We start from the raw sequence: 21,041 nt of genomic DNA, 5'->3' as shown, positions 1-21,041 counted from the left end.
GCCCGAAGGGCTACGGGGGAGTTGGCGACCGACGACAACGCGGCGAGACGCGGTGCCAGGGCACGCGAGCCCGGCCTGATCGACAAGACACCCCCTAGGCCAGGACGGCCATCGCCACCGCGCCGCAGGCGTCGACGACGCAGCACCACTCCGACCAGGGCCGGGGGACGACCTTCCCGGTCCGGTGGTGGACGGCGTCCCAGACCGCGTGCGCCAGCCAGCCGGCGGCCAGGACCCGGAGTCCGAGGGTCTCGTCGACGGCGAGTGCGGCCAGGGCCACGGTCGCGAAGCCGAGGAGGCCGGCGAGCTGGAGGGCGAGGACGCGCGGGGGGCGCAGTTCGCCGCGCAGCGCTCCGAAGAGGAGGTAGCAGAGCGGCATGACGACGAGGAGCCCGGCGAGGAACGCGCGGTCGGGTAGGCCGTCGGCGAAGGTGACGACCGCCAGGGCGAGCGCCAGCAGGGTGGGCCACCGGTGGGCGAGTGCGCGCATCAGACGGGCCGCGCCGGTCCGCGAAGACGTCGTACGCGTCCCGTCGTCCCGGCCGTCGCGCGTGGAGCCGATCGTCATGGCGTCTCCCGAGGAGTGTCGTGAAGGGTGTCGTGAGCAGCGGGCGGGCGGTTCACTCGTCACTCTGCGGCCCTGCCACCGCCGCTGGCGTGCGGAAGCCGGGCCCCTGTCCGGGGCCTTGGGGTACCCGTCCTTCCGGCATAGGGTCACCGCATGGCGGAGCGGCTCATGGTGGTGGTCGGCTACGAATCGGCCGAGTTGCTGGACATCGCGGGGGTCACCACGAGTCTGGCGATGGCCAACGGCCTCGGGGAGCCCGCGGTGCCGTACCGGGTGAGCGTGGTCGGCCCGGGCGGCGGTCCGATCGTCTGCGGCTCGGGGCTCTCCCTGCAGAGCCAGCACTCTCTCGAACGGCTCGTCGGCCCGATCGACACGCTGATCGTGTCGGGCGGTGTCGGGGTCCAGCGGGCCGCCGACGACCGACGGCTCGTGGGGCACGTCCGGCGGCTGGCCAAGGAGAGCCGGCGGGTGGCCTCGGTGTGCACCGGGGCGGGCGTGCTGGCCGCCGCCGGGCTCCTCGACGGCCGTCGCGCCACGACGCACTGGCAGTTCGCGCCGCGGCTCGCCGCCCGCCATCCGGAGATCGAGGTGGACGCCGCCCCGATCTACATCCGCGACGGGAACGTGTACACGTCGGCGGGCGTCACCAGCGCGATGGACCTCACCCTCGCCTTCATCGAGGAGGACCACGGCCAGGAGCTGGCCCGCGAGGTCGCCCGCCATCTGGTCGTCTATCTTCAACGGCCCGGGACACAGGCGCAGATGAGCCTGTTCACGGCCGCCCCGCCGCCCCGCGACGACCTGGTCCGCGCGCTCGTCGAGCACATCGCCGCCCACCCGGACCAGGATCTGGGCCCGGCGGCCCTGGCCGCCCGCGCGGGCGTGACCCCGCGTCACCTCTCACGGCTGTTCACGGAGCACCTCGGGGAGCCGCCGGGCCGGTACGTCCGGCGCGCCCGCACGGAGGCGGCAGCGCAGCTCCTCGCGTCGACCGAGCTGCCCGTGGCGAGCGTCGCCGCCCGCTGCGGGTTCGGCACCGCCGAGACGCTGCGTCAGGCGTTCGTCGGCCGGTACGGGATCTCCCCCGCCCGCTTCCGGGCGACGCAGACCCGACGCGCGCCCCGGTGACACGCCTACCGGTAGTCGTCGACCGACACGTTCTCGTCCGTCTCCTTGGCGATGATGAAGCCCCAGGCGTCCGGCTGTGAGCCGTCCGCGTCCGTGAAGCCGTACTCCTTGGCGAGCTGTCCGCTGGAGAGCGACCGGCCGTTCCAGCGGGCCCGCTCCGGGTCGGCCGCCAGGGCGGCGACGGCGCGGCCGACGTAGACCGGGGACTCGGCGACCGCGAAGTCGGGGAGCTTCTCGGTGGCGTCGCGCCAGTTCGCCTCGCTCACGCCGAAGTGGTCCAGCATCTGTTCGGAGCGCAGCCAGCCCGGGGTGACGGCCACCGCGGTGCCGTCCACGTCCTTCAGGTCGTGCGCGAGGGCGAACGCCATCCGGATCGGCGCGTTCTTGGTGAGGTCGTAGAAGAAGTTCTCGCGGAAGCGGGTGTTGTACTCGGCCGTGCCGTCCGTCACCTCGACGACCAGCCCGCCCGGGTGGCGGACCAGCAGCGGGAGCGCCACCGCGCTGGTGATGGCGTGGGTCTTCACGCCCAGCTCCAGCATCCGCAGCCCGCTGTCGAGGTCGGTCTCCCAGATCTTCTTCCCGAACGCGGGGACGAGGAGGTGTTCCCCGCCCCAGATGTCGTTGACCAGGATGTCGAGGCGGCCCTGCTCGGCGTCGATCCGGGCGACCACCGCCCGTACCTGCTCGACCCGCAGATGGTCCGCCACCACCGCGATGCCCTCGCCGCCGGCCGCCGTCACGAGCTCGGCCGTCTCCTCGATGGTCTCGCTCGCGCGGCCGACCTCGCTGGTCCTCTCCCGGGTGGTGCGCCCCGTCACGTACACGGTGGCTCCCGCCGCGCCCAGTTGCACGGCGATGGCCCGTCCGGCGCCTCGCGTGGCGCCCGCGACCAGTGCGATCCTGCCGCTCAGCGGCTTCGTCTCCGTCGTCATGGAACGACAGTGACAGGAAAATACGACATCTCCTGTCCGGATTCATTTTGGCGGTTTCCGGGTGCGTCGCCCGCCCCCAAGCACGATGCTTGACCCGTGATGGACGAGACGGAGTTCTGGGAGATCATCGACTCCACCCGCGAGGCCGCCGAGGGCGACCCCGAGGAACACGCCGACCTGCTCGTCGAGCGGCTGCTGCAGCTCGACCCCGAGTCCGTTCTCGACTTCGCCCGCCATTTCGAGGCCCGCTACAACCGCGCCTACCGCTGGGATGTGTGGGGCGCCGCGGCCGTCCTGCTCGACGGGGCGAGCGACGACGTCTTCGACTACTTCCGCTGCTGGCTGATCGGGCAGGGCCGGGAGGTCTTCGAGGGCGCGGTCCACGACCCCGACGCGCTGGCCGAGCTTCTCGACGACTTCGACGAGGAGATCGACGGGGACGGCGAGGAGCTCGGGTTCGCGGCGGACGAGGCGTACGAACAGCTCACCGGCGCCGAGGCACCGGATCTGGGGATCCCTCCGCAGCCGGCGGAGCCGGAGGGATCCCCGTTCGACCTGGAGGACGAGAAGGTGCTCGCGGCGCGGTTCCCGCAGCTCTGGGAACGCTTCGGGACGTAGGGGTTGCGGCCGTCGCCGGAAGACCGCGGCGGTCGTCAGAAGTGCGTGCCGCCGTCGATGCGGACCTCGGTGCCGGTGATGAACGTCCCGTCCTCGCTCGCCAGCATGGCCACGACACCGGCGACGGTCTCCGGTCCGGCGAAGCCCTGTCCGAGGGCGGGGGCGAGCTTCGCGAAGAGGCCGAAGTCGGCGTCCTCGGGCAGACCGGGGCCGACGGACTGCCGGCTCGCGCCGGTGCCGTCGGTCATGCCGGAGGAGATGGAGCCGGGCTGGACGGCCGTGAAGCGGATGCCCTGCTTGGCGTACTCGGCGGCGAGCGCGTGGGTCATGGACTGGATGCCGCCCTTGCTCGCGGCGTAGGCCGCCATGTACGGGTGGGCGAACATCGCCGAGGTCGACGAGAAGTTGACGACGGCGGAGCCGTTGCCCTCCAGGAGGGCGGGGATCGCCTCGCGGATCACCAGGAAGGTGCCGGTCAGGTTGACCCGGAGGACCTGCTCGAAGGAGTCGAGGCTCGTCTCGTGGGTGTGCGAGGAGCGCAGGATGCCGGCGGCGTTGACCAGGACGTCCAGGCCGCCCAGCGCCTCGACGGCGGCGGCGACGCCCGCGCGTACGGATGCCTCGTCGGCGACGTTCACGACGACGGTCGTCAGGCGGTCCGCGTCTCTGCCCGCCTTGGCGACGGTGTCCTTCAGGCCGTCCTCGCTGATGTCCGCGGCGACGACGTCGCCGCCCTCGGCGAGTATGCGGAGCACGGTGGCCTGGCCGATGCCGGAGCCGCCACCGGTGATCAGGGCGCGGCGTCCTTCGTAGCGGTTCATGTCCTGTCCGACCTCTCGATGACGGGGCTCTTCGGGGGGAGCCTCTCGATGCACGGCCACCGTACGCCTGAGTGGCACGTTTTGCCATGAGTGCACGAAATGCAGGGTAGGCAGGGCCGGGCGTACTCTTCGTACGGTGAGCACCAAGCCCCCCTCCCTGACGGAGCGCCGCAAGGCCGCCACCCAGCTCGACATCGCCCGGGCGGCCGCCGAGCTCTTCACCGAGCGCGGCCCGGACGACACGACGGCCGAGGACATCGCCCTGCGCGCCGGGGTGGCCCTGCGGACCTTCTACCGCTACTTCCGCTCCAAGCAGGACGCCGTCGCCCCGCTCCTCGCGGGCGGCGCCGACCGCTGGCGGGAGTCGCTCGCGGCGGCCGAGCCGGGTTCGACCGTGCCGGCCGCGCTGGAGCGTTCGATCGCGGAGGCGCTCGCGGCGGCCGACGAGGAGGCGGCCGAGGGGCTGCGGTGGACGCGCGGGCTGTTGCGGGCGGCCGCCGAGGACCCGGCGCTGCGCGCGGTCTGGTACCGGGTCAACCAGGAGTCGGAGGAGAAGCTCCTCGCCGTGGTGGCCCAGCTGGCGGGCCCGGACGCCGACCCGCTGGAGGTACGACTCGCGGCGGCGGCGGCCACCGACGCGATCAGGGTGGCCCTGGAGGCATGGTCGGAGACGGACGCACCGGTCCGCGGCAAGGGCGCCCCGGCCGAACTCGCGGTGCGCTGCCTCCGCGAACTGATGGGCGGAATGGCCCCGCTGACACCGGGGCAATGAACGCCGGTGGCGTGGCCGCCGGGCCGCGGCTTGCTGAGCCGCGGCTGCGGGGCCGTGGCCGCCGGGAGGTGACTGCTGGCCGTGGCCGCCGAGAGGTGACTGCTGGCCGTGGCCGCCGGTACACGGCCGCTGGCCCGACCGGCAGGACGCGGCTGCCGGGAGGCGCCCGCCAGGGAGGCGACTGCCGGGCAGGTGCCGCCGGGAGGCGACCGCCGGGCCAGGGCCGCTGGGACGAGGCCGCCAGGAGGCGACCGCCGGGCGAGGGTCGCTGGGAAGGGGCCTCCGGGAGGCGACTGCCGGGACCTGGCCATCGGAACCTGGCTGCGGGGCCGTGGCCGCCGGGACACGGCCGCTGGCCCGTGACCGGCAGGACGCGGCTGCCGGGAGGCGCCCGCCAGGGAGGCGACTGCCGGGCAGGTGCCGTCGGGAGGTGACCGCCGGGACGGGGCCACCGGAACCTGGCTGCTGGGAGGCGACCGCGGGCCACGTGGCTGGTAGGTAGGGGTGACCGCCGGGAGGCACCACCGGACGTGACCGCCGGGAGGCGACCGCCGAGACGCCACCGCCAGGCCGGGGCCGCTGGGACGAGGCCGCCGGGACGGGGCCACCGGAACCTGGCTGCTGGGAGGCGACCGCGGGCACGTGGCTGGCCGCCGGGAGGCACCGCCGGGACGTGACTGCTCGGGCGTGGCTGCCGGGACGCGGCTGCCGAGGGACGATCCCCGGCACCGGACCGCTAGGCCGGGACCGGACCCCGCCAGGGGGACCTGGCCGCTAGGCCAGGAACCGGACCCCGCCAGGGGGACCTGGCCGCTAGGCCGGGATCGGGCGGCCCATCAGGATGTCGTCGACGTACGTCCCGCCCAGGAAGAACTCGCCGGGCAGGACGCCCTCGACCACGAAGCCCTCGGACTCGTAGAGGGCTCGCGCCGGCTTGTTGTGGCCGAGGACGCGCAGGGTGATCCGGTTGCCGCCCTGCCGTCGGGTCTCCGCCATGGCGGCCCGCAGCAGCGCACGGGCCACGCCCCGGCCCCGGGCGCTCTCCGCGACGGCGAGGCCCTGGATCTGGCGGACGTGCGCGTTGCACGCGAGCGGCGTGGGCGTCACGAGCCGCAGATAGCCGACGACGGCCTCCCCCACCTCGGCGACCAGATAGTCCTCAGGACGGTGCCGCTCGTCGAAGAACGGGGCGTACGGAGGCTCCGGGGCGGGCTGCACGGCGTGCAGCGGCGACCAGGTGGCGCGATCCAGCTCCCCGAGGGCCTCCTCGTCGGCGGCGAGGGCCCGTCGTATGTGCGTCTCCGGCGCGATCATGTCAGACACTCTGCCACGCCCGCCCCGAGGAGGGCAGGATGACCCCATGCAACCCTCCCGAATCGCGGTCACCGGCGCCTCCGGACTCATCGGCTCCGCCCTGGTGCGTTCCCTGCGCGCCGACGGCCATCAGGTGTCGCGTCTGGTGCGGCGGCCCGCCCGGGCCGCGGACGAGGTCGAGTGGGACCCGGCCCGGCTGTACGTGGACGCGGCCGGGCTCGTCGGCGTGGAGGCGGTCGTCCATCTCGCGGGCGCCGGGGTCGGTGAGCGCCGCTGGAACGAGGCGTACAAGAAGGAGATCCGCGACAGCCGCGTGCTCGGTACGACGGCGATCTCCCAGGCCCTCGCCTCGCTCGCGGACCCGCCGAAGGTACTCGTGTGCGGCACGGCGCTGGGCTACTACGGCGACACCGGCAGCCGGGCGGTGGACGAGAGCGCGCCCGCGGGCGAGGGGTTCCTGCCCTCGGTGTGCGTGGAGTGGGAGGCCGCGGCGGCCCCCGCCGAGGAGGCCGGCATCCGGGTCGCGTACGCCCGCACGGGCCTGGTGGTGGCCCGCGAGGGCGGCGCGTGGGGCCGGCTCTTCCCGGTCTTCCGCGCCGGGGTGGGCGGCCGGATGGGCGACGGCCGCCAGTTCTGGAGCTTCATCTCGCTGCACGACGAGGTGGCCGCCCTGCGGCATCTGATCGACACCGACTCCCTCTCGGGCCCGGTGAACCTGACCGCCCCGGACCCGGTCACCAACCGCGAGGTGACGGCGTCGATGGGCCGCGTCCTGCGCCGCCCCACGGTCTGCGCCGTCCCCGCGCCGGCGCTCCGGCTCGTGCTCGGCGACTTCGCGCAGGATGTGCTGGGCAGTCAGCGGGTGCTGCCGGGCCGCTTGTTGGAGTCCGGGTTCCGGTTCGCGTTCCCCACGATCGACGAGTCGATCCGCGCGGCCGCCTGAGGCAGGGCGGGGCACGGGCGAGAACACGAGCACGGGCACGGGCGAGGGCACAGCCGGGGGGCACGGGGCGTGCGACCCCGTGCTTCGTGCACCCCACCGCGCGCGGCTGGCGCCCGTCGAAGCGCTGCCTAGGCTTGCAGGCTCTTGATGCGAACCGGGGCATTCCTGGGGCCGGTTGGGGGCATAGGCCTCCCACCAGCCGCGCCGACCTGGGGAGGGGCACGTGCTCAGTACCGCACGTCATTCGGACGCCGTCACGGACGTCGTCGTCGTGGGAGCCGGGATCGCGGGGCTCGCGGTCGCCCACCGGCTGACCAGCGCCGGAATCGCTGTCACCGTCCTGGAGGCCGGGCCGCGGGTCGGCGGCCGGATGGCCACCGACGAGATCGACGGCTTCCGGCTCGACCGGGTCGGGCCACTGCTGACCACCTCGTACGCGGAACTGGCCCGGACTCCCGGTCTGGGTGGGGTGGTCCTGCGGCCGTTCGCACCGGGAGCGCTGGTGCACAACGACGGACGGTACGTCAGGATCGGCGAACCGTTCCCGCCGGCGCCGTGGCGCGCGGGATCCGCCCGGGGCGTGGGACGGGGGGCCTCCGGGAGGACGTCGTCGGTGAGGACGTCGTCGGTCAGAGCGTCCTCGGGGAGGATGCCCGCTCACTCCCCCTGGGGCGTAGGGAGGGTGCCCGCTCACTCCCCCTGGGGCGTAGGGAGGGGGTCCCCCCACGCCCCCTGGGGCGTAGGGGGCGCTTTCACGGTGGCGCGCGCCCTTGCGAGCGCCCCTCGAAATCCGGCCGCCTCGCTCGATCAGGCCCGTCTCGGCGCCTCGCTGGCGCGACTCGCGGCCACGCCCGCCCAGCGGTTGCTGACGCGTCCGGAGCGGGTCGCCCGGGAGGCGCTGACGGCCCGGCTGCCGGCCCGTACCGTCCAGGGTGTCCTGCGGCCCCTGGTCGCCGCGCTGCTCGCCGACCCCGACCTCACCATCTCCAGCCGCTGGACCGATCTGGCGCTGCGCGCGTTCGCCCGGGGACGGCTGTGCGTCCCGGAGGGCGGGTCGGCCGCGCTGCCCGACCTGATGGCCGCGACGCTGCCGCCCGGCACGGTCCGTACGGGCGTCCGGGTCACGGAGGTCTCGATCGACAGGGTGACGACGGCGGAGCACGGGGTGGTCCGCTGCCGTTCGGTAGTCCTGGCGACGGGCGCCCGCACGGCCGCCGCTTTGCTGCCCGGGCTGCGTACCCCGGCCTTCCACCCGGTCACGGTGCTGCACCACACCGCTCCGGCCGCGCCCGCCGCCGCCCCGGTCCTGCTCCTGGAGTCCGACCCGGGCGGCCCGGTCGCGCACACGGCGGTCATGAGCGCCGTGGACCCGACGCGCGCCCCCGACGGGCGGGTGCTGGTCACCTCGACGGTCCTGGGCGCTCTTCCGGACGACCCCGAGCGCCGGGTCCGCAAGCACCTCGCGACCCTGTACGGCACGTCGACGGACGAGTGGGAGCTGCTGGCGCTCCACCACACTCCGGACGCCGTTCCCGCGATGCCGCCGCCCCACGACCCACGCCGTTCCGTACGCCTCCTCGCAGGTCTGTACGTCTGCGGCGACCACCGGGACACCTCCACCGTCCAGGGGGCCCTCGTCTCGGGCCGACGCGCGGCCCACGCCCTCCTGACGGATCTGGGCGTCCGCGCCCCGCTGGGCACGGCGGCGGAGGTGGCGGCGTAGGCCGGGTCAGCCCCGGTCGGGCCCGGTCAGGTCAGCCGATCGCCGCCACGCGGTCGCGGTAGGTGCGGACGGCGGCCGCGTCGCGGTACGGCTCCAGGCGGCGCTCGAAGTCCCGTACGTACTCCACGGCGCGGGCCGAGCGCATCTCGGAGGCCTGCTGGGCCGCCTCCGCGCCCAGGGCGCACGCCTGGTCGAGCTCGCCGAGGCCGAGGCGGGCGGTGGCGAGGACCACGCGGCAGAAGAGGCGGCTGCGGGCGAAGCCGGGCGCGCGGAGCTGCAGGGAGCGTTCGGCGTGCTGCGCGGCCGGGCGGTACTGCTGGAGGTCCCGGTGGCAGTGGCCGAACTCGTCGGCGAGCTGCGCCTCGTCGAAGGGCCGCGCCCAGTACGGCACGTCGTCGCCCGGCCGGGCGGCCTCGAGCGCCCGCTCGGCCCGGGCGAGCGAGGCGCCGCAGGCCCGCGCCTCCCCGAGCACGCCGTGCCCGCGCGCCTCCACCGCGTGCAGCAGCGCCTGGACGACGGGCGGCGCGGACGAGCCGACGCCCTGCTGGGCGACCCGCGCCAGCTGGACGGCCTCACGCCCGTGGCCGAGGTACACCGCCTGCCGGCTCATGGTGATCAGGACGTACGAGCCGTAGGCGCGGTCCCCCGCGGCCTGCGCCAGCCGCAGCGCCTGGACGAAGTACCGCTGGGCCAGGCCATGGGCGGCGATGTCGTACGAGGTCCAGCCGGCCAGTCTCGTCAGGTCGGCGGCGGCGGCGAAGAGGCGACGGCCGACGGACTCTCCGTACGTGCCGCGCAGCATCGGCTCCGCCTCGTGCTCCAGGTAGCGGACGAGGGCCTGGCGGGCGTGGCCACCGCCGTAGGCGTGGTCGAGGGTGCGGAAGAGTTCGCCGACCGAGCGGAGGGCGGCGATGTCGCCGCTGGAGACCCGCTGTCCGGGGCTGCGGTCGGTGCCACGCTGACGGGGGACGGTGGGCCGGCCCTGCGGCGGGACCCGGGGGTCCTGGGCCGGGCGGCGCGTGTCGGTGGCGAGCCGTCCGGCGTCCGGAGCCGTACGGCCCTCGGTGCCGGGGCGCGGGTCGAGGCGGGGGTCGCTCGCGAGCCGGCCGTCCGGGCCGAGGCGGCCGTTCGGCGCCGCCGTGTCCCCGCGGGCCACCCGCTCGTCCGCCCGGCCGATCAGCCAGTCCCGGCTCGGCACCACGAGACCGGCGGGGGTGAAGGCGATCTTGCGGAGCTCGACATGGCTGCCGGAGTCCTTGCGCCACAGCCCGCTGACGATGTCGACCGCCTCCTCGGGCGTCGCCGCGAACTCCAGGCCCGCGTAGACGGGGGCGCAGGCGTCCAGGCCGAGGTCCTGCGCGGAGAGGCGGCGGCCCAGGCGCCGGGTGAAGACCTCGGCGATCAGCGCGGGCGTGGTGCCCCGCGGCTGCTGACCGCGCAGCCAGCGGGTCACGGAGGTCTTGTCGTACCGCAGGTCGAGTCCGTGCTCAAGGCCGAGCTGGTCCACCCTTCTGGCCAGGCCCGCGTTGGAGAACCCGGCTTCGGCGATGAGCGCGGCGAGCTGGCGGTTCGGGATGCGCTGCGGGGGTCGTTCCGTCATCAGCTGTGCGGTCTCCTGCCTTCCGGGCCCGGGGGCAAGCCCGTATGGACCCTCATGGAACGGCGCGAATTTAGCGGCCCTCAGCGCCCATACCGCCTCCTTCGCCCCACATTCATCCGATCGTGTGAGGATTGACGCCGCTGCTGACGTGGCCGCCCTCACCCCGGCCCCCTGCCGAACCTGCCGGACCGGTGTCCTCGGCGCCGCCGTACAGTGGCATGGGCGCGAATGACGCATGGTGCCGACCCGGCCCCGGGACGATCCCCGGAACCCGGCACGGGCACCCAGGAGGAGGCACTGCCGTGAGTGAGCTGCGATTCGTCCGTCTGGGCTTCGGTGAGGACGCCGTCGAGTACCAGGTGGCCTGGGACAAGCAGCGCGAGGTGCACGCCGCCCGGTTCGCCGACGAGATCACCGACACGTGTCTGCTCCTGGAGCACCCGCCCGTGTACACGGCGGGCAGGCGCACCGAGGAGAGCGAGCGCCCCCTGGACGGGACGCCCGTCGTGGACGTGGACCGCGGCGGAAAGATCACGTGGCACGGTCCGGGTCAGCTCGTCGGCTACCCGATCCTCAAGCTCCCGCGCCCGGTCGACGTCGTCGCGCACGTCCGCCGCCTGGAAGAGGCGCTGATCCGTACGGCCGCCGAGTTCGGCGTGGAGACCACCCGCATCGAGGGCCGCAGCGGTGTCTGGGTGCTCGGCGACCCGGTGGAGGAGCGCCCGGCGCTCGGCGGCCTGTCGCTGGACTTCGACCCCCGGCTGACCGACCCCGAGTTCGACCCGCGGCTCAACGGCCCGGAGTACGCCCCGTCCAACGCCGGCCAGCGCCGCGAGGACCGCAAGCTGGCCGCGATCGGCATCCGCGTCGCCAAGGGCGTCACGATGCACGGCTTCGCCCTGAACGTGAACCCGGACAACGTCTGGTTCGACCGGATCATCCCGTGCGGGATCCGGGACGCGGGGGTGGCCTCCCTGGCGAGCGAGCTCGGCCGGGACGTCACGATCGAGGAGGTCCTGCCGGTGGTCGAGAAGCACCTGCGGGAGGTCCTGGAGAACGCGGACCTGAAGCCGCGCGAGGTGGAGCGTCCGGCCGAGATCGCCTCGGCCTGAGGAATGCAGGGTCCTGGCCAGAGGTTGGCCAGACGTAAAACCGTACGAACGACGGGCGTACCCTGGTGTGCGCCGAAGAATCGAAGCTACAGGGAGCCGGTCGTGTCCGCAGTCGCACCCGACGGACGCAAGATGCTGCGCCTGGAGGTCCGTAACGCCCAGACCCCCATCGAGCGCAAGCCCGAGTGGATCAAGACCCGGGCGAAGATGGGCCCCGAGTACACGAAGATGCAGAGTCTCGTGAAGAGCGAGGGCCTGCACACGGTCTGCCAGGAGGCGGGCTGCCCCAACATCTTCGAGTGCTGGGAGGACCGCGAGGCCACCTTCCTCATCGGGGGTGACCAGTGCACGCGGCGCTGCGACTTCTGCCAGATCGACACGGGCAAGCCGGAGGCGCTGGACCGTGACGAGCCGCGCCGCGTGGGCGAGTCGGTCGTCACGATGGACCTGAACTACGCCACGATCACCGGCGTCGCGCGCGACGACCTGGAGGACGGCGGCGCCTGGCTGTACGCGGAGACCGTGCGCCAGATCCACGAGCAGACCGCGAACCGCGCGGACGGCCGTACGAAGGTGGAGCTGCTCGCTCCCGACTTCAACGCGGTGCCGGAGCTCCTCGACGAGGTCTTCGCCTCCCGCCCCGAGGTCTTCGCGCACAACGTCGAGACGGTGCCGCGGATCTTCAAGCGCATCCGCCCCGGGTTCCGCTACGAGCGTTCGCTGGACGTCATCACGAAGGCCCGTGACTACGGTCTGGTCACGAAGTCGAACCTGATCCTCGGCATGGGCGAGACCCGTGAGGAGGTCAGCGAGGCGCTGCGGCAGCTGCACGAGGCCGGCTGCGAGCTGATCACCATCACGCAGTACCTGCGCCCGTCGGTGCGCCACCACCCCGTGGAGCGCTGGGTGAAGCCGCAGGAGTTCGTGGAGCTGAAGGAGGAGGCCGACGAGATCGGCTTCTCCGGCGTGATGTCGGGCCCGCTGGTGCGGTCCTCCTATCGCGCGGGGCGTCTGTTCCAGCAGGCGATCGAGAAGCGCGGTGCGGTCGACAACGCCACCCAGGCTGTGTGAATTCACGCACAAGCAGTTACCCGCCGGTAATGGCCGGATTCGCCGCGGTCCGTACGCACCCCCAGGTCAAGGTGTCGTACGGGCCGCGGCGGCGTTTCCGGATCCGTACAGATGGCCGTATCAACGCTTCATCAGTGTTTGACCGCCGGGTCACGCCCTGGTAACACCAATCTGTGAGCCTCGTGTCACTCACCGCCACACACGATGCCGTAACCCCCCACCTCATCTCATCCATGCTTGAGGGAGGACCCCGTCATGCAGGCCGCGACCCACGTCCGCGCCACCGCGATCCCGTCCGTCACCGACGCCCTGCGCGTCGTCGAGTCCCTGCTGCTCGGCAGCGGCCAGCGGACCGCCCGCCGCAACGCCTGGACCTCCGTCCTGGAGGACCGTCGCCGGGCCAAGGACCGGGTCGAGGCTCAGCACGTGCTGGAGGCGGTGGCAGGCCGCGCTTCCCGGGCCACGTAAACTTCAGGACATGGCGAGGAAGGCAAACACGGGCAGCGGTGACGCTGCGACCCAAGGGCGACTGAAGCAGATCGCCCTCACGTACAAGATGACCCGAAAGGCCGATCCGAAGGTCGGGCTTGTCGTCGCGGGCGTGGGCATCGTCGTACTCGGTGTCCTCCTCGCGATCGGCTTCCTGATCGGGCACCCGGTCTATCTGGGCATCCTGGGCTTCATCCTGGCGCTGCTCGCGATGGCGATCGTCTTCGGACGGCGTGCCGAGCGCGCGGCCTTCGGCCAGATGGAGGGGCAGCCCGGCGCGGCGGCCGCGGTCCTGCAGAACATCGGACGCGGCTGGACGACGACTCCGGCGATCGCGATGAACAAGAGCCAGGACGTCGTGCACCGCGCGGTCGGCAGGGCCGGCATCGTGCTGGTGGCCGAGGGCAACCCGAACCGGCTGAAGCCGCTGCTCGCGGCCGAGAAGAAGAAGATGGCCCGGATCGTCGTGGACGTCCCGGTGACCGACATCATCGTCGGCAACGGCGAGGGTCAGGTGCCGCTGAAGCAGGTCCGGACGAAGATGCTGAAGCTTCCGCGGGTGCTCTCCGGCCCGCAGGTGACGGCGACCAACGACCGGCTTCGCGCCATGGGCGACCTGATGAGCAACATGCCGGTGCCGAAGGGCCCGATGCCGAAGGGCATGCGGATGCCGCGCGGCGGAAAGATGCGCTGACGAGAGCGACGAAGAAGGGGCGCCCCGGAACCGATCGGTTCCGGGGCGCCCCTTCTCGTGTCTTCGTACGCGTCTCAGATCCGGACCTGTACGGCGCCGGAGAAGCGGTCGTGGAGGCCGCGGCCGTCACGGTCCCAGATGAGGGCCGGGACGGCGAGGCAGACAAGGATGCTGCGGAGGGCCACACGGGGGAAGCCGAGCCGGCCGCCGTTCACCGAGACGACCCGGAGCCCGAAGAGCCTCTTGCCGGGGGTGGACCCGACGGTGCCGACCGTCAGCACGCTCAGGACGAGCAGGATGACCAGGGCCCAGTTGCCGGTCGCCTGGCTGTAGCCGTCCGTGACCAGGCCGTATGCGATCAGCATGCACAGCGCCCAGTCGAGGGCGAGAGCGCCGATCCTGCGCCCGGGGCGGGCGATCGAGCCGGGTCCCTCCTCGGGAAGTCCGAGCTGCTGCCCGCGGTAACCGAAGTCCACACCTGCGTCCTCGGCCGCCGCGCGCGGTCCCGAGAGCCACGATCCCATTGCTTGCCTGTTGTCCACGCGTCCACGGTACTGTGCCCGTTTTTGATCACTTCGGCCCGGGTCGCGGTCGGGCGGGAGGCGGGGCCTCGCGATGCCGACCGCACCCGCCCCGGTTAACTTGGGCGAAACAAATGGGTCATGCTTGAGAAATCCCGTCTGCCTATGGTCGGGTCCAGCGTGTGCCACCGCACTGGCCGCACGACCGAGCTGCAACCCCGCCCCTCCCCGGGCCGGGAGTAGGAGGAGTTGGATGTTCCAGAACGCCGACGAGGCCAAGAAGTTCATCAAGGACAATGACGTCAAGATGGTCGACGTCCGTTTCTGTGACCTTCCGGGAGTGATGCAGCACTTCACGATCCCGGCGACGGCGTTCGACCCGTCCGAGGAGCTCGCGTTCGACGGCTCGTCGATCCGCGGCTTCCAGGCCATCCACGAGTCCGACATGGCGCTGCGCGCCGACCTGTCGACGGCCCGCCTGGACCCGTTCCGCCGCGACAAGACGCTGAACATCAACTTCTTCATCCACGACCCGATCACGGGCGAGCAGTACAGCCGTGACCCGCGCAACATCGCGAAGAAGGCCGAGGCGTACCTCGCCTCCACCGGCATCGCCGACACCGCGTACTTCGGCCCCGAGGCCGAGTTCTACGTCTTCGACTCGGTGCGCTTCGAGACCTCGGCGAACCAGGGCTTCTACCACATCGACTCCGAGGCCGGCGCCTGGAACACCGGCAAGGTCGAGGACAACCGTGGTTACAAGGTCCGCTACAAGGGCGGCTACTTCCCGGCCCCGCCGGTCGACCACTTCGCCGACCTGCGCGCGGAGATCTCCCTGGAGCTGGAGAACGTCGGCCTCCAGGTCGAGCGCCAGCACCACGAGGTCGGCACCGCCGGCCAGGCCGAGATCAACTACAAGTTCAACACGCTGCTCGCCGCGGCCGACGACCTGATGCTCTTCAAGTACATCGTGAAGAACGTCGCCTGGCGCAACGGCAAGACCGCGACCTTCATGCCGAAGCCGATCTTCGGCGACAACGGCTCGGGCATGCACGTCCACCAGTCGCTGTGGCAGAACGGCGACCCGCTGTTCTACGACGAGCAGGGCTACGCGGGCCTGTCGGACACCGCCCGCTACTACATCGGCGGCATCCTGAAGCACGCCCCGTCGCTGCTGGCCTTCACCAACCCGACGGTGAACTCGTACCACCGCCTGGTCCCCGGCTTCGAGGCCCCGGTCAACATGGTCTACTCGCAGCGCAACCGCTCCGCGGCCATGCGCATCCCGATCACGGGCTCGAACCCGAAGGCCAAGCGCGTCGAGTTCCGCGCCCCGGACCCGTCCTCGAACCCGTACCTCGCCTTCTCGGCGCTGCTCCTCGCGGGCCTCGACGGCATCAAGAACAAGATCGAGCCGGCCGAGCCGATCGACAAGGACCTCTACGAGCTGGCTCCCGAGGAGCACGCGAACGTCCAGCAGGTCCCGACCTCCCTCCCGGCGGTCCTCGACGCCCTCGAGGCGGACAACGAGTACCTGCAGGCCGGCGGTGTCTTCACCTCCGACCTGATCGAGACCTGGATCGACTACAAGCGCACGCACGAGATCGCCCCGATCCAGCTGCGCCCGCACCCGCACGAGTTCGAGCTCTACTTCGACCTCTAGATCGCGCGGTCGACCGGATCGACCTGCCGAACCGAACCGAGGCCCCGTCGCTCCTTCCGGAGCGGCGGGGCCTCGGCGTGTCCCGGGGCTCTCCGTCGCCGGGTCACGATCTGTGCAACACCTGTACGGCGATCTTCACCTGGAGTCTACGATTCCCCCGCATCTCATCGCCGCTCGTCGAGCGGCCCTGCTGCCAGGAGCGCCGTGTACCCGAACCAGCCCGCTCAGCCGTACCCGAACCCTTACGGGCCCCAGGCTCCCCCGCCGGTACGGCGGCGATGGTGGCAGCATCCGGCGCTGATCATCGTGGCCCTGGTCGTGCTGCCGCCCGCCGGTATCGCGCTGGCATGGCTGGGTCCGTGGAGTCGGACGCAGAAGATCGTGGCCACCGTGGTCTCGGGGATATGGTTCCTGCTTCCGTTCTTCGGCGACTCGCCGGCCGAGAAGAAGGACGACGCCAAGCCGAAGGCGGCGGCCTCGGCGACGGCTTCGGCGTCTGCCTCCGCTTCCGCGAGCCCCTCGCCGAGCGTGGATCTCGTGATGCCGAACGTCGTCGGCAAGGCGTTCTCGGAGGCGGAGGCCACCGTGGAGGCCCTGGTCGACGGGGAGTTGAGGGCGGACAGCGCCTTCGACGACGTCAGCCTGCCCGCGAACCACACGGCCTGGATCGTCTGCTTCCAGGGCCCGGCGGCCGGCACCCGGCTCGTGGCGGAGTACGCGGACGCGAACGTCCACCTTGTGGCGCCGGGCACGAACTGCCCCGCCCGGACGGGTACGGACCTGCGTCCGGAGCCCTCGAAGACGCCTACCCAGGCGCCGACGCAGAGCCAGGCGCCTCAGCCCAAGCCGACGCCGAAGCCCCAGCGCACCACCCCGGCTCCGAGGCCCACGCAGGACGACTCGGATGATTCCGGCGGCAGCGGTTCCGTCGTCTCCTACGCGAACTGCGCCGCCGTGCGGGCCGCCGGTGCCGATCCGATCCGCCGGGGCGACCCGGGCTACGGGCGTCACCTCGACAGGGACGGGGACGGCGTCGGCTGCGAGTGAGGGCGGTGTCCGACGTGGTGAGGCCCGGAGAGCAGGTGCTCTCCGGGCCTCCGGCCGTTCTTCGGCTTCGGGGTCAGCGGCCGTAGCGGATCAGGGCGCGGACCATCCGGCAGGTGGTCTCCGAGGGCGGGTGGATGCCGAGGAGTTCGGCCGTGATGCGTATCTTCGCGTTGCCGGCCTTCGCCGGGTCGTGAACGCCCGCGTCGAGCAGGGCGATCGCGAGGCGCATGGCCTTCAGGCGGCGGTTGTGGGTGATGTACCACTCGCGGGGGCGGCCCGCGGGGAGCGGCTGCTTCCGGAGGGGCTTCCAGGGTTCGATGGACGGGGTCCGGATCATGGCGACGGCCATGGGCGTCCTCCTGACGAACGGTGGGTGCGGGCCCTCCCCGGGACCCTCACCTTCACCCCCTATTTTAGGCGCCCCCACTGACAATCGCCCCTGGCCAGAGGGTGTTTGGGGGGTGGTGGAGCAGGCCGGAGGGGGTAGCGTGGGGCGCATGGAGATCTGGATCAATCCCGCCTGTTCCAAGTGCCGCAGCGCCCTCGGTGTGCTCGATGCCGAGGGGGCCGAGTACACCGTCCGACGCTATCTGGAGGACGTACCGAGCGCGGACGAGATCAGGGACGTCCTGGAGCGGCTCGGTCTGGAGCCCTGGGACATCACGCGGACTCAGGAGGCCGTCGCCAAGGAGCTGGGGCTGAAGGAGTGGCCTCGGGACGAGGCGAGCCGGGAGCGGTGGGTGGAGGCGCTCGCCGCGCATCCGAAGCTGATCCAGCGGCCGATCATCACCGCGGAGGACGGTACGGCCGTGGTGGCGCGGACGGACGAGGCCGTACGGGACGCGTTGTCACGCTGACCCCAGGAAGCCCGCGATCCGGTCGTACGTCTCCGGAGGGGACCCCACCGGCAGGGTGTGGTGCGTGGCCCCGGACAGCGTGGCCGTCTCCACCCCGGGGACGGCCGCCCGTGCCCGGGCCGCCGCCCTGGCGATGTCGTGGGCGCGGCTGCGCTCGGCGAGGAGAACGAGCGTCGGCGGTCGCAGGGTGTTCAGCTCCGCCGCCGTCGGACGCGGGCCGGTGACCGGGCGGACGGTGGGGAAGTCGGCGGCCAGCGCGGCCAGGTGCCGCCACTCCGGGTCGAGCCGCGCGCCGCCCGTCTCCCACCGCAGGAACGCGGCGTTCCGGGCCGGGGTGGGGCGCAGCAGCATCGGCAGGGCCCGGAGCAGATAGCGCGGGCTGAAGCCGGTGAAGCAGTTCGTGGGGTCGAGGAGGACGAGCCGGTCGACCCGGGCCGGTGCGGTCAGGGCGTACCGGAGGGCGATCCAGGCGCCGTAGGAGTGGCCCACCAGACGCGCGGAGCGGAGGTCCAGGGCGTCGAGGAGACTGGTGAGCCAGGAGGCGAGGTCGTCGGCCGTACGGAGGGGGTTGCCGTCCTCCGGGACGCTGCGGCCCGGCTCCCCGATCAGGTCGACGGCATGGACGCGGTGGGTCCGGCCCAGCGTGGCGGCCGTGGCGTACCAGCCGGTGGCGGTGGCGCCGCCGCCCGGCAGGAGAAGGACGGGCGGGGCGTCCTCGGGGCCGTAGCTGATCAGATGGGTCGTGCCGTGCGCTGTGACCCGCTCGGAGGTGGTGGTGCCGGCGGGCCAGCGGGCGAGGACCGCGTCGTAGGCGGCCAGGAAGGTTCCGGAGACGGCGGCGGACACGGGCATGGCGGACGGCCTCTCGCTCGGCAATAATCTCGCTGAGCGAGATAATAGGAGGGAGGGCGACGGAATGACAGAGTCGTCGGAGGTGCGGATTTTTCATCTGCTACGTGCGGTCACCGTCGAATTCGGGCTGCGGCAGGGCGAGTTCGCCACCCGCAACGGCATGCACACCACGGACGTCCGGGCCCTGCTCTGCCTGCTCGACGCCGAGCGCGCCGGAACGGACGCGACCCCCGGATGGCTCGGCGCCCAGCTCGGCCTCAACTCCGCCGGGACGACCGCCGTCATCGACCGCCTCGAACGGCTCGGCCACCTCGCCCGGGTACGGGACGACCGCGACCGGCGCCGCGTGCTGCTCCGGATCGAGGAGAGCGCCAAGGACCTGGGCCGGGCGTCCTTCGGGCCGCTGATCGAGGGGACGGTGGCGCTGCTGCGGCAGTTCGACGCGGGGGAGGTGGACACCGTGCGGCGGTTCCTGGCCGGCGTACGGGAGATCATGGCCGCCGACCACATGGAGGACTGACACATGGTCGCGCATTACTCATCGGCGCTGGAGGGGGTCGCCGACAACCCGGCGCTCCCGGCACCGCTGCTGCTGCGTCTGCTCGCCCAGGACGAGGACCCCGTGGTGGACCAGTGCCTGGCCGTGCACCACCCGGACACCCCGGAGGAGGTCCTGATGCGCGTGTACGTACGGCTCGGCGGGACGCGGCGCGACGCGACCGGCGACCCGCGCCTCCCCCTCCGCCGGCTCCGGGAAGCTCTCGGCCAGGAGGACCTGGCCTACGCGGCGGGCGGTAACCCCGCCCTGCCCGAGGGCGACATGGCCGCCGTCATGGACCGGGCCCGGGTGCCCGCGTGAGTGAGGGGAGCGGGGTCGCCGAGGTCCTCGGCGTCGATCTGCACCTGGAGCTGACGGGCGCGGGCAGTCGGCGGGCCGTGCTGATCAGGGCCCTGCGCGAGGCGGTACGGAGCGGGCGGCTGGCTGCCGGGACACGGCTGCCGCCCTACCGGTCGCTCGCCGCCGACCTGGGCGTGGCCCGCAACACCGTCGCCGACGCGTACGCGGAGCTGGTCGCCGAGGGCTGGCTGACCTCCCGTCAGGGATCGGGGACCCGGGTCGCCGAACGGGTCGCGGCGCCGGAGGTCGAGGGCGCGCCACGGGACACGGTGCGAGCGCTCCCGTACGACCTCGTCCAGGGCAAGCCGGACCCGGCTGCCTTTCCCCGTACGGCCTGGCTGGCCTCGGCGCGGCGGGCGCTGACGGCCGCGCCGCACGACGCCTTCGGCATCGGCGATCCCCGGGGGCGCGTGGAGCTGCGGCGGGAGCTCGCCGCGTATCTGGCGCGGGTGCGCGGGGTGCGGACGGGGCCGGACCGGATCGTGGTCTGTTCGGGCGCGGCCCACGCGCTGCGGCTCCTCACCCGGGTCGTGCCCGGGCCGTGGGCGGTGGAGGCGTACGGGCTCCCCTTCCACCGGGGGCTGCTCGCGGAGGCCGGGGTCCGTACCGTGCCGGTGGCCGTCGACGAGGAGGGGGCGCGCGTCGGCGACATCCGCCGGGGGCCGTGCGCGGTGCTGCTCACGCCCGCGCACCAGTTCCCGACGGGCGGACCGTTGCACCACGAGCGGCGCGCGGCCGCCGTCGACTGGGCGCGGACGACCGGCGGGTTCGTCCTGGAGGACGACTACGACGGGGAGTTCCGCTACGACCGCCGGCCCGTCGGCGCGCTCCAGGGCCTCGGCCCGGAGCGCGTGGTCCTCGTCGGATCCGTCAGCAAGAGCCTCTCCCCCGCTCTCCGGATCGGCTGGATGGTGCTGCCGGGCGGGCTGGTGGACGGTGTGGTGGCGGCGAAGGGCGCGCGCGAGCCGTACTCCTCCGCCACCGAGCAGCTCACCCTCGCCGCCTTCCTCGCCTCGGGCGCGTACGACCGGCATGTGCGGCGGATGCGCCGGCGCCATCGCGAGCGCCGTGACCGGCTGGTGCGGGTGCTCACCGAGCGGGTGCCGGAGGTGCGGGTGACGGGGATCGCCGCCGGGCTGCACGCCGTGGTGGAGCTCCCGCCGGGGACGGAGGGCGCGGCCCTCACGGCGGCGGAGCGGCATGGGGTCGCGGTGGAGGGGCTGAGCGGATACCGGCATCCGGACGCGGTCGGAGGCGTAGGAGAGCACGGGGTGGACGGGCTGGTGGTGGGGTACGCGACGCCACCTGAGCGGCTGTACGGCGGGGCCCTCGACGCGCTGTGCAAGGCCCTGGGTTCCGTACTGCGCTGACGCGCGCGTTGAGCACAACCGGTGCGCTCCTCGTATCTGACGCCACAG

23 protein-coding genes are annotated in these 21,041 nt (G+C 72.9%); 15 read left to right on the top strand and 8 right to left on the bottom strand.

Annotation, left to right across the window (positions count from 1 at the left end; translation table 11 throughout):
- Window positions 1–94: 94 nt before the first annotated feature.
- A complete protein-coding gene (locus ACFYV5_RS33290; protein ID WP_389174871.1) occupies window positions 95–568 on the bottom strand; it encodes a hypothetical protein in 474 nt (157 codons plus the stop codon).
- Window positions 569–721: 153 nt separating this feature from the next.
- Here ACFYV5_RS33290 and ACFYV5_RS33285 point away from each other — a divergent pair, with 153 nt between their 5' ends.
- The gene (locus ACFYV5_RS33285) at window positions 722–1,696 is read left to right on the top strand and encodes a GlxA family transcriptional regulator (protein ID WP_389174868.1); all 975 of its coding nucleotides are present in this window, start codon (window positions 722–724) and stop codon (window positions 1,694–1,696) included.
- A gap of 5 nt (window positions 1,697–1,701) precedes the next feature.
- On the opposite strand, the gene ACFYV5_RS33280 is transcribed toward ACFYV5_RS33285, so the two are convergent.
- Window positions 1,702–2,628 carry an SDR family oxidoreductase gene (locus ACFYV5_RS33280; protein ID WP_389174865.1) on the bottom strand — a complete coding sequence of 309 codons (927 nt, stop codon included), beginning with the start codon at window positions 2,626–2,628 and terminating at the stop codon, window positions 1,702–1,704.
- A 99-nt stretch (window positions 2,629–2,727) separates the two neighbouring features.
- Between ACFYV5_RS33280 and ACFYV5_RS33275 the strand changes: the two genes are divergently transcribed.
- On the top strand, window positions 2,728–3,246 hold the full coding sequence (locus ACFYV5_RS33275) for a DUF4240 domain-containing protein (RefSeq protein ID WP_355109272.1): 519 nt from the start codon (window positions 2,728–2,730) through the stop codon (window positions 3,244–3,246).
- A gap of 35 nt (window positions 3,247–3,281) precedes the next feature.
- On the opposite strand, the gene ACFYV5_RS33270 is transcribed toward ACFYV5_RS33275, so the two are convergent.
- A complete protein-coding gene (locus tag ACFYV5_RS33270; RefSeq protein ID WP_389174862.1) occupies window positions 3,282–4,067 on the bottom strand; it encodes an SDR family NAD(P)-dependent oxidoreductase in 786 nt (261 codons plus the stop codon).
- Window positions 4,068–4,203: 136 nt separating this feature from the next.
- Between ACFYV5_RS33270 and ACFYV5_RS33265 the strand changes: the two genes are divergently transcribed.
- The gene (locus ACFYV5_RS33265; RefSeq protein ID WP_389174859.1) at window positions 4,204–4,839 is read left to right on the top strand and encodes a TetR family transcriptional regulator; all 636 of its coding nucleotides are present in this window, start codon (window positions 4,204–4,206) and stop codon (window positions 4,837–4,839) included.
- Window positions 4,840–5,652: 813 nt separating this feature from the next.
- Here the strand turns inward: ACFYV5_RS33265 and ACFYV5_RS33260 are convergent.
- The gene (locus ACFYV5_RS33260; RefSeq protein ID WP_389174856.1) at window positions 5,653–6,153 is read right to left on the bottom strand and encodes a GNAT family N-acetyltransferase; all 501 of its coding nucleotides are present in this window, start codon (window positions 6,151–6,153) and stop codon (window positions 5,653–5,655) included.
- Window positions 6,154–6,199: 46 nt separating this feature from the next.
- Here ACFYV5_RS33260 and ACFYV5_RS33255 point away from each other — a divergent pair, with 46 nt between their 5' ends.
- On the top strand, window positions 6,200–7,096 hold the full coding sequence (locus ACFYV5_RS33255) for a TIGR01777 family oxidoreductase (RefSeq protein ID WP_355109066.1): 897 nt from the start codon (window positions 6,200–6,202) through the stop codon (window positions 7,094–7,096).
- 223 nt (window positions 7,097–7,319) lie between these two features.
- Entirely contained in the window at window positions 7,320–8,819 is a 1,500-nt protein-coding gene (locus ACFYV5_RS33250; RefSeq protein ID WP_389174852.1) for an NAD(P)/FAD-dependent oxidoreductase, read from the top strand.
- Between the two features lie 31 nt (window positions 8,820–8,850).
- On the opposite strand, the gene ACFYV5_RS33245 is transcribed toward ACFYV5_RS33250, so the two are convergent.
- Entirely contained in the window at window positions 8,851–10,419 is a 1,569-nt protein-coding gene (locus ACFYV5_RS33245; protein ID WP_355109062.1) for a regulator, read from the bottom strand.
- Window positions 10,420–10,721: 302 nt separating this feature from the next.
- Here ACFYV5_RS33245 and lipB point away from each other — a divergent pair, with 302 nt between their 5' ends.
- From lipB to ACFYV5_RS33225, 4 genes are all read left to right on the top strand, one after another.
- Window positions 10,722–11,531 (top strand): lipoyl(octanoyl) transferase LipB, encoded by an 810-nt coding sequence (gene lipB / locus ACFYV5_RS33240; RefSeq protein ID WP_355109060.1) that lies wholly within the window; start codon window positions 10,722–10,724, stop codon window positions 11,529–11,531.
- Window positions 11,532–11,633: 102 nt separating this feature from the next.
- Window positions 11,634–12,602: a lipoyl synthase gene (lipA, locus tag ACFYV5_RS33235; RefSeq protein ID WP_355109058.1), complete on the top strand. Its 969-nt coding sequence runs from the start codon at window positions 11,634–11,636 to the stop codon at window positions 12,600–12,602.
- Between the two features lie 255 nt (window positions 12,603–12,857).
- Window positions 12,858–13,070, top strand: a complete 213-nt coding sequence (locus tag ACFYV5_RS33230) for a hypothetical protein (protein ID WP_355109056.1) — start codon at window positions 12,858–12,860, stop codon at window positions 13,068–13,070.
- Between the two features lie 10 nt (window positions 13,071–13,080).
- Window positions 13,081–13,785, top strand: coding sequence for a DUF4191 domain-containing protein (locus ACFYV5_RS33225; protein ID WP_355109054.1), 705 nt, complete (start codon window positions 13,081–13,083; stop codon window positions 13,783–13,785).
- A 74-nt stretch (window positions 13,786–13,859) separates the two neighbouring features.
- Here the strand turns inward: ACFYV5_RS33225 and ACFYV5_RS33220 are convergent, their stop codons facing one another.
- On the bottom strand, window positions 13,860–14,327 hold the full coding sequence (locus ACFYV5_RS33220; RefSeq protein ID WP_355109052.1) for an RDD family protein: 468 nt from the start codon (window positions 14,325–14,327) through the stop codon (window positions 13,860–13,862).
- A 232-nt stretch (window positions 14,328–14,559) separates the two neighbouring features.
- Here ACFYV5_RS33220 and glnA point away from each other — a divergent pair, with 232 nt between their 5' ends.
- Together glnA and ACFYV5_RS33210 are read left to right on the top strand one after the other, a co-directional pair.
- Window positions 14,560–15,969 (top strand): type I glutamate--ammonia ligase, encoded by a 1,410-nt coding sequence (gene glnA, locus ACFYV5_RS33215; protein ID WP_355109050.1) that lies wholly within the window; start codon window positions 14,560–14,562, stop codon window positions 15,967–15,969.
- 204 nt (window positions 15,970–16,173) lie between these two features.
- Window positions 16,174–17,016 carry an excalibur calcium-binding domain-containing protein gene (locus ACFYV5_RS33210; RefSeq protein WP_389174844.1) on the top strand — a complete coding sequence of 281 codons (843 nt, stop codon included), beginning with the start codon at window positions 16,174–16,176 and terminating at the stop codon, window positions 17,014–17,016.
- Window positions 17,017–17,089: 73 nt separating this feature from the next.
- Here ACFYV5_RS33210 and ACFYV5_RS33205 read toward each other — a convergent pair whose 3' ends face one another.
- Window positions 17,090–17,365: a hypothetical protein gene (locus tag ACFYV5_RS33205; protein WP_389174841.1), complete on the bottom strand. Its 276-nt coding sequence runs from the start codon at window positions 17,363–17,365 to the stop codon at window positions 17,090–17,092.
- A 148-nt stretch (window positions 17,366–17,513) separates the two neighbouring features.
- Between ACFYV5_RS33205 and ACFYV5_RS33200 the strand changes: the two genes are divergently transcribed.
- Window positions 17,514–17,873 (top strand): arsenate reductase family protein, encoded by a 360-nt coding sequence (locus ACFYV5_RS33200; RefSeq protein ID WP_389174838.1) that lies wholly within the window; start codon window positions 17,514–17,516, stop codon window positions 17,871–17,873.
- On the opposite strand, the gene ACFYV5_RS33195 is transcribed toward ACFYV5_RS33200, so the two are convergent.
- On the bottom strand, window positions 17,865–18,725 hold the full coding sequence (locus ACFYV5_RS33195; protein WP_389174835.1) for an alpha/beta fold hydrolase: 861 nt from the start codon (window positions 18,723–18,725) through the stop codon (window positions 17,865–17,867). The two genes, ACFYV5_RS33200 and ACFYV5_RS33195, sit on opposite strands and share 9 nt — an antisense overlap.
- A 64-nt stretch (window positions 18,726–18,789) precedes the next feature.
- Here ACFYV5_RS33195 and ACFYV5_RS33190 point away from each other — a divergent pair, with 64 nt between their 5' ends.
- Genes ACFYV5_RS33190 through ACFYV5_RS33180 form a run of 3 tightly spaced genes read left to right on the top strand, consistent with a single transcriptional unit; the run spans window position 18,790 to window position 20,993 of the window.
- A complete protein-coding gene (locus ACFYV5_RS33190) occupies window positions 18,790–19,245 on the top strand; it encodes a MarR family transcriptional regulator (protein ID WP_389174833.1) in 456 nt (151 codons plus the stop codon).
- Window positions 19,246–19,248: 3 nt separating this feature from the next.
- The gene (locus ACFYV5_RS33185; RefSeq protein ID WP_389174830.1) at window positions 19,249–19,584 is read left to right on the top strand and encodes a hypothetical protein; all 336 of its coding nucleotides are present in this window, start codon (window positions 19,249–19,251) and stop codon (window positions 19,582–19,584) included.
- The gene (locus ACFYV5_RS33180; protein WP_389174827.1) at window positions 19,581–20,993 is read left to right on the top strand and encodes a PLP-dependent aminotransferase family protein; all 1,413 of its coding nucleotides are present in this window, start codon (window positions 19,581–19,583) and stop codon (window positions 20,991–20,993) included. Before ACFYV5_RS33185 ends, ACFYV5_RS33180 begins: the two co-directional genes overlap by 4 nt.
- Window positions 20,994–21,041 lie beyond the last annotated feature (48 nt).

Origin of the sequence: Streptomyces sp. NPDC003035 (genome assembly GCF_042888285.1) — a bacterium.
In the GTDB taxonomy this organism is placed as follows: Bacteria; Actinomycetota; Actinomycetes; order Streptomycetales; family Streptomycetaceae; genus Streptomyces.
The sequence above is the reverse complement of the archived record's forward strand: the minus strand, read 5'-3'. Positions and strand labels throughout refer to the sequence as shown.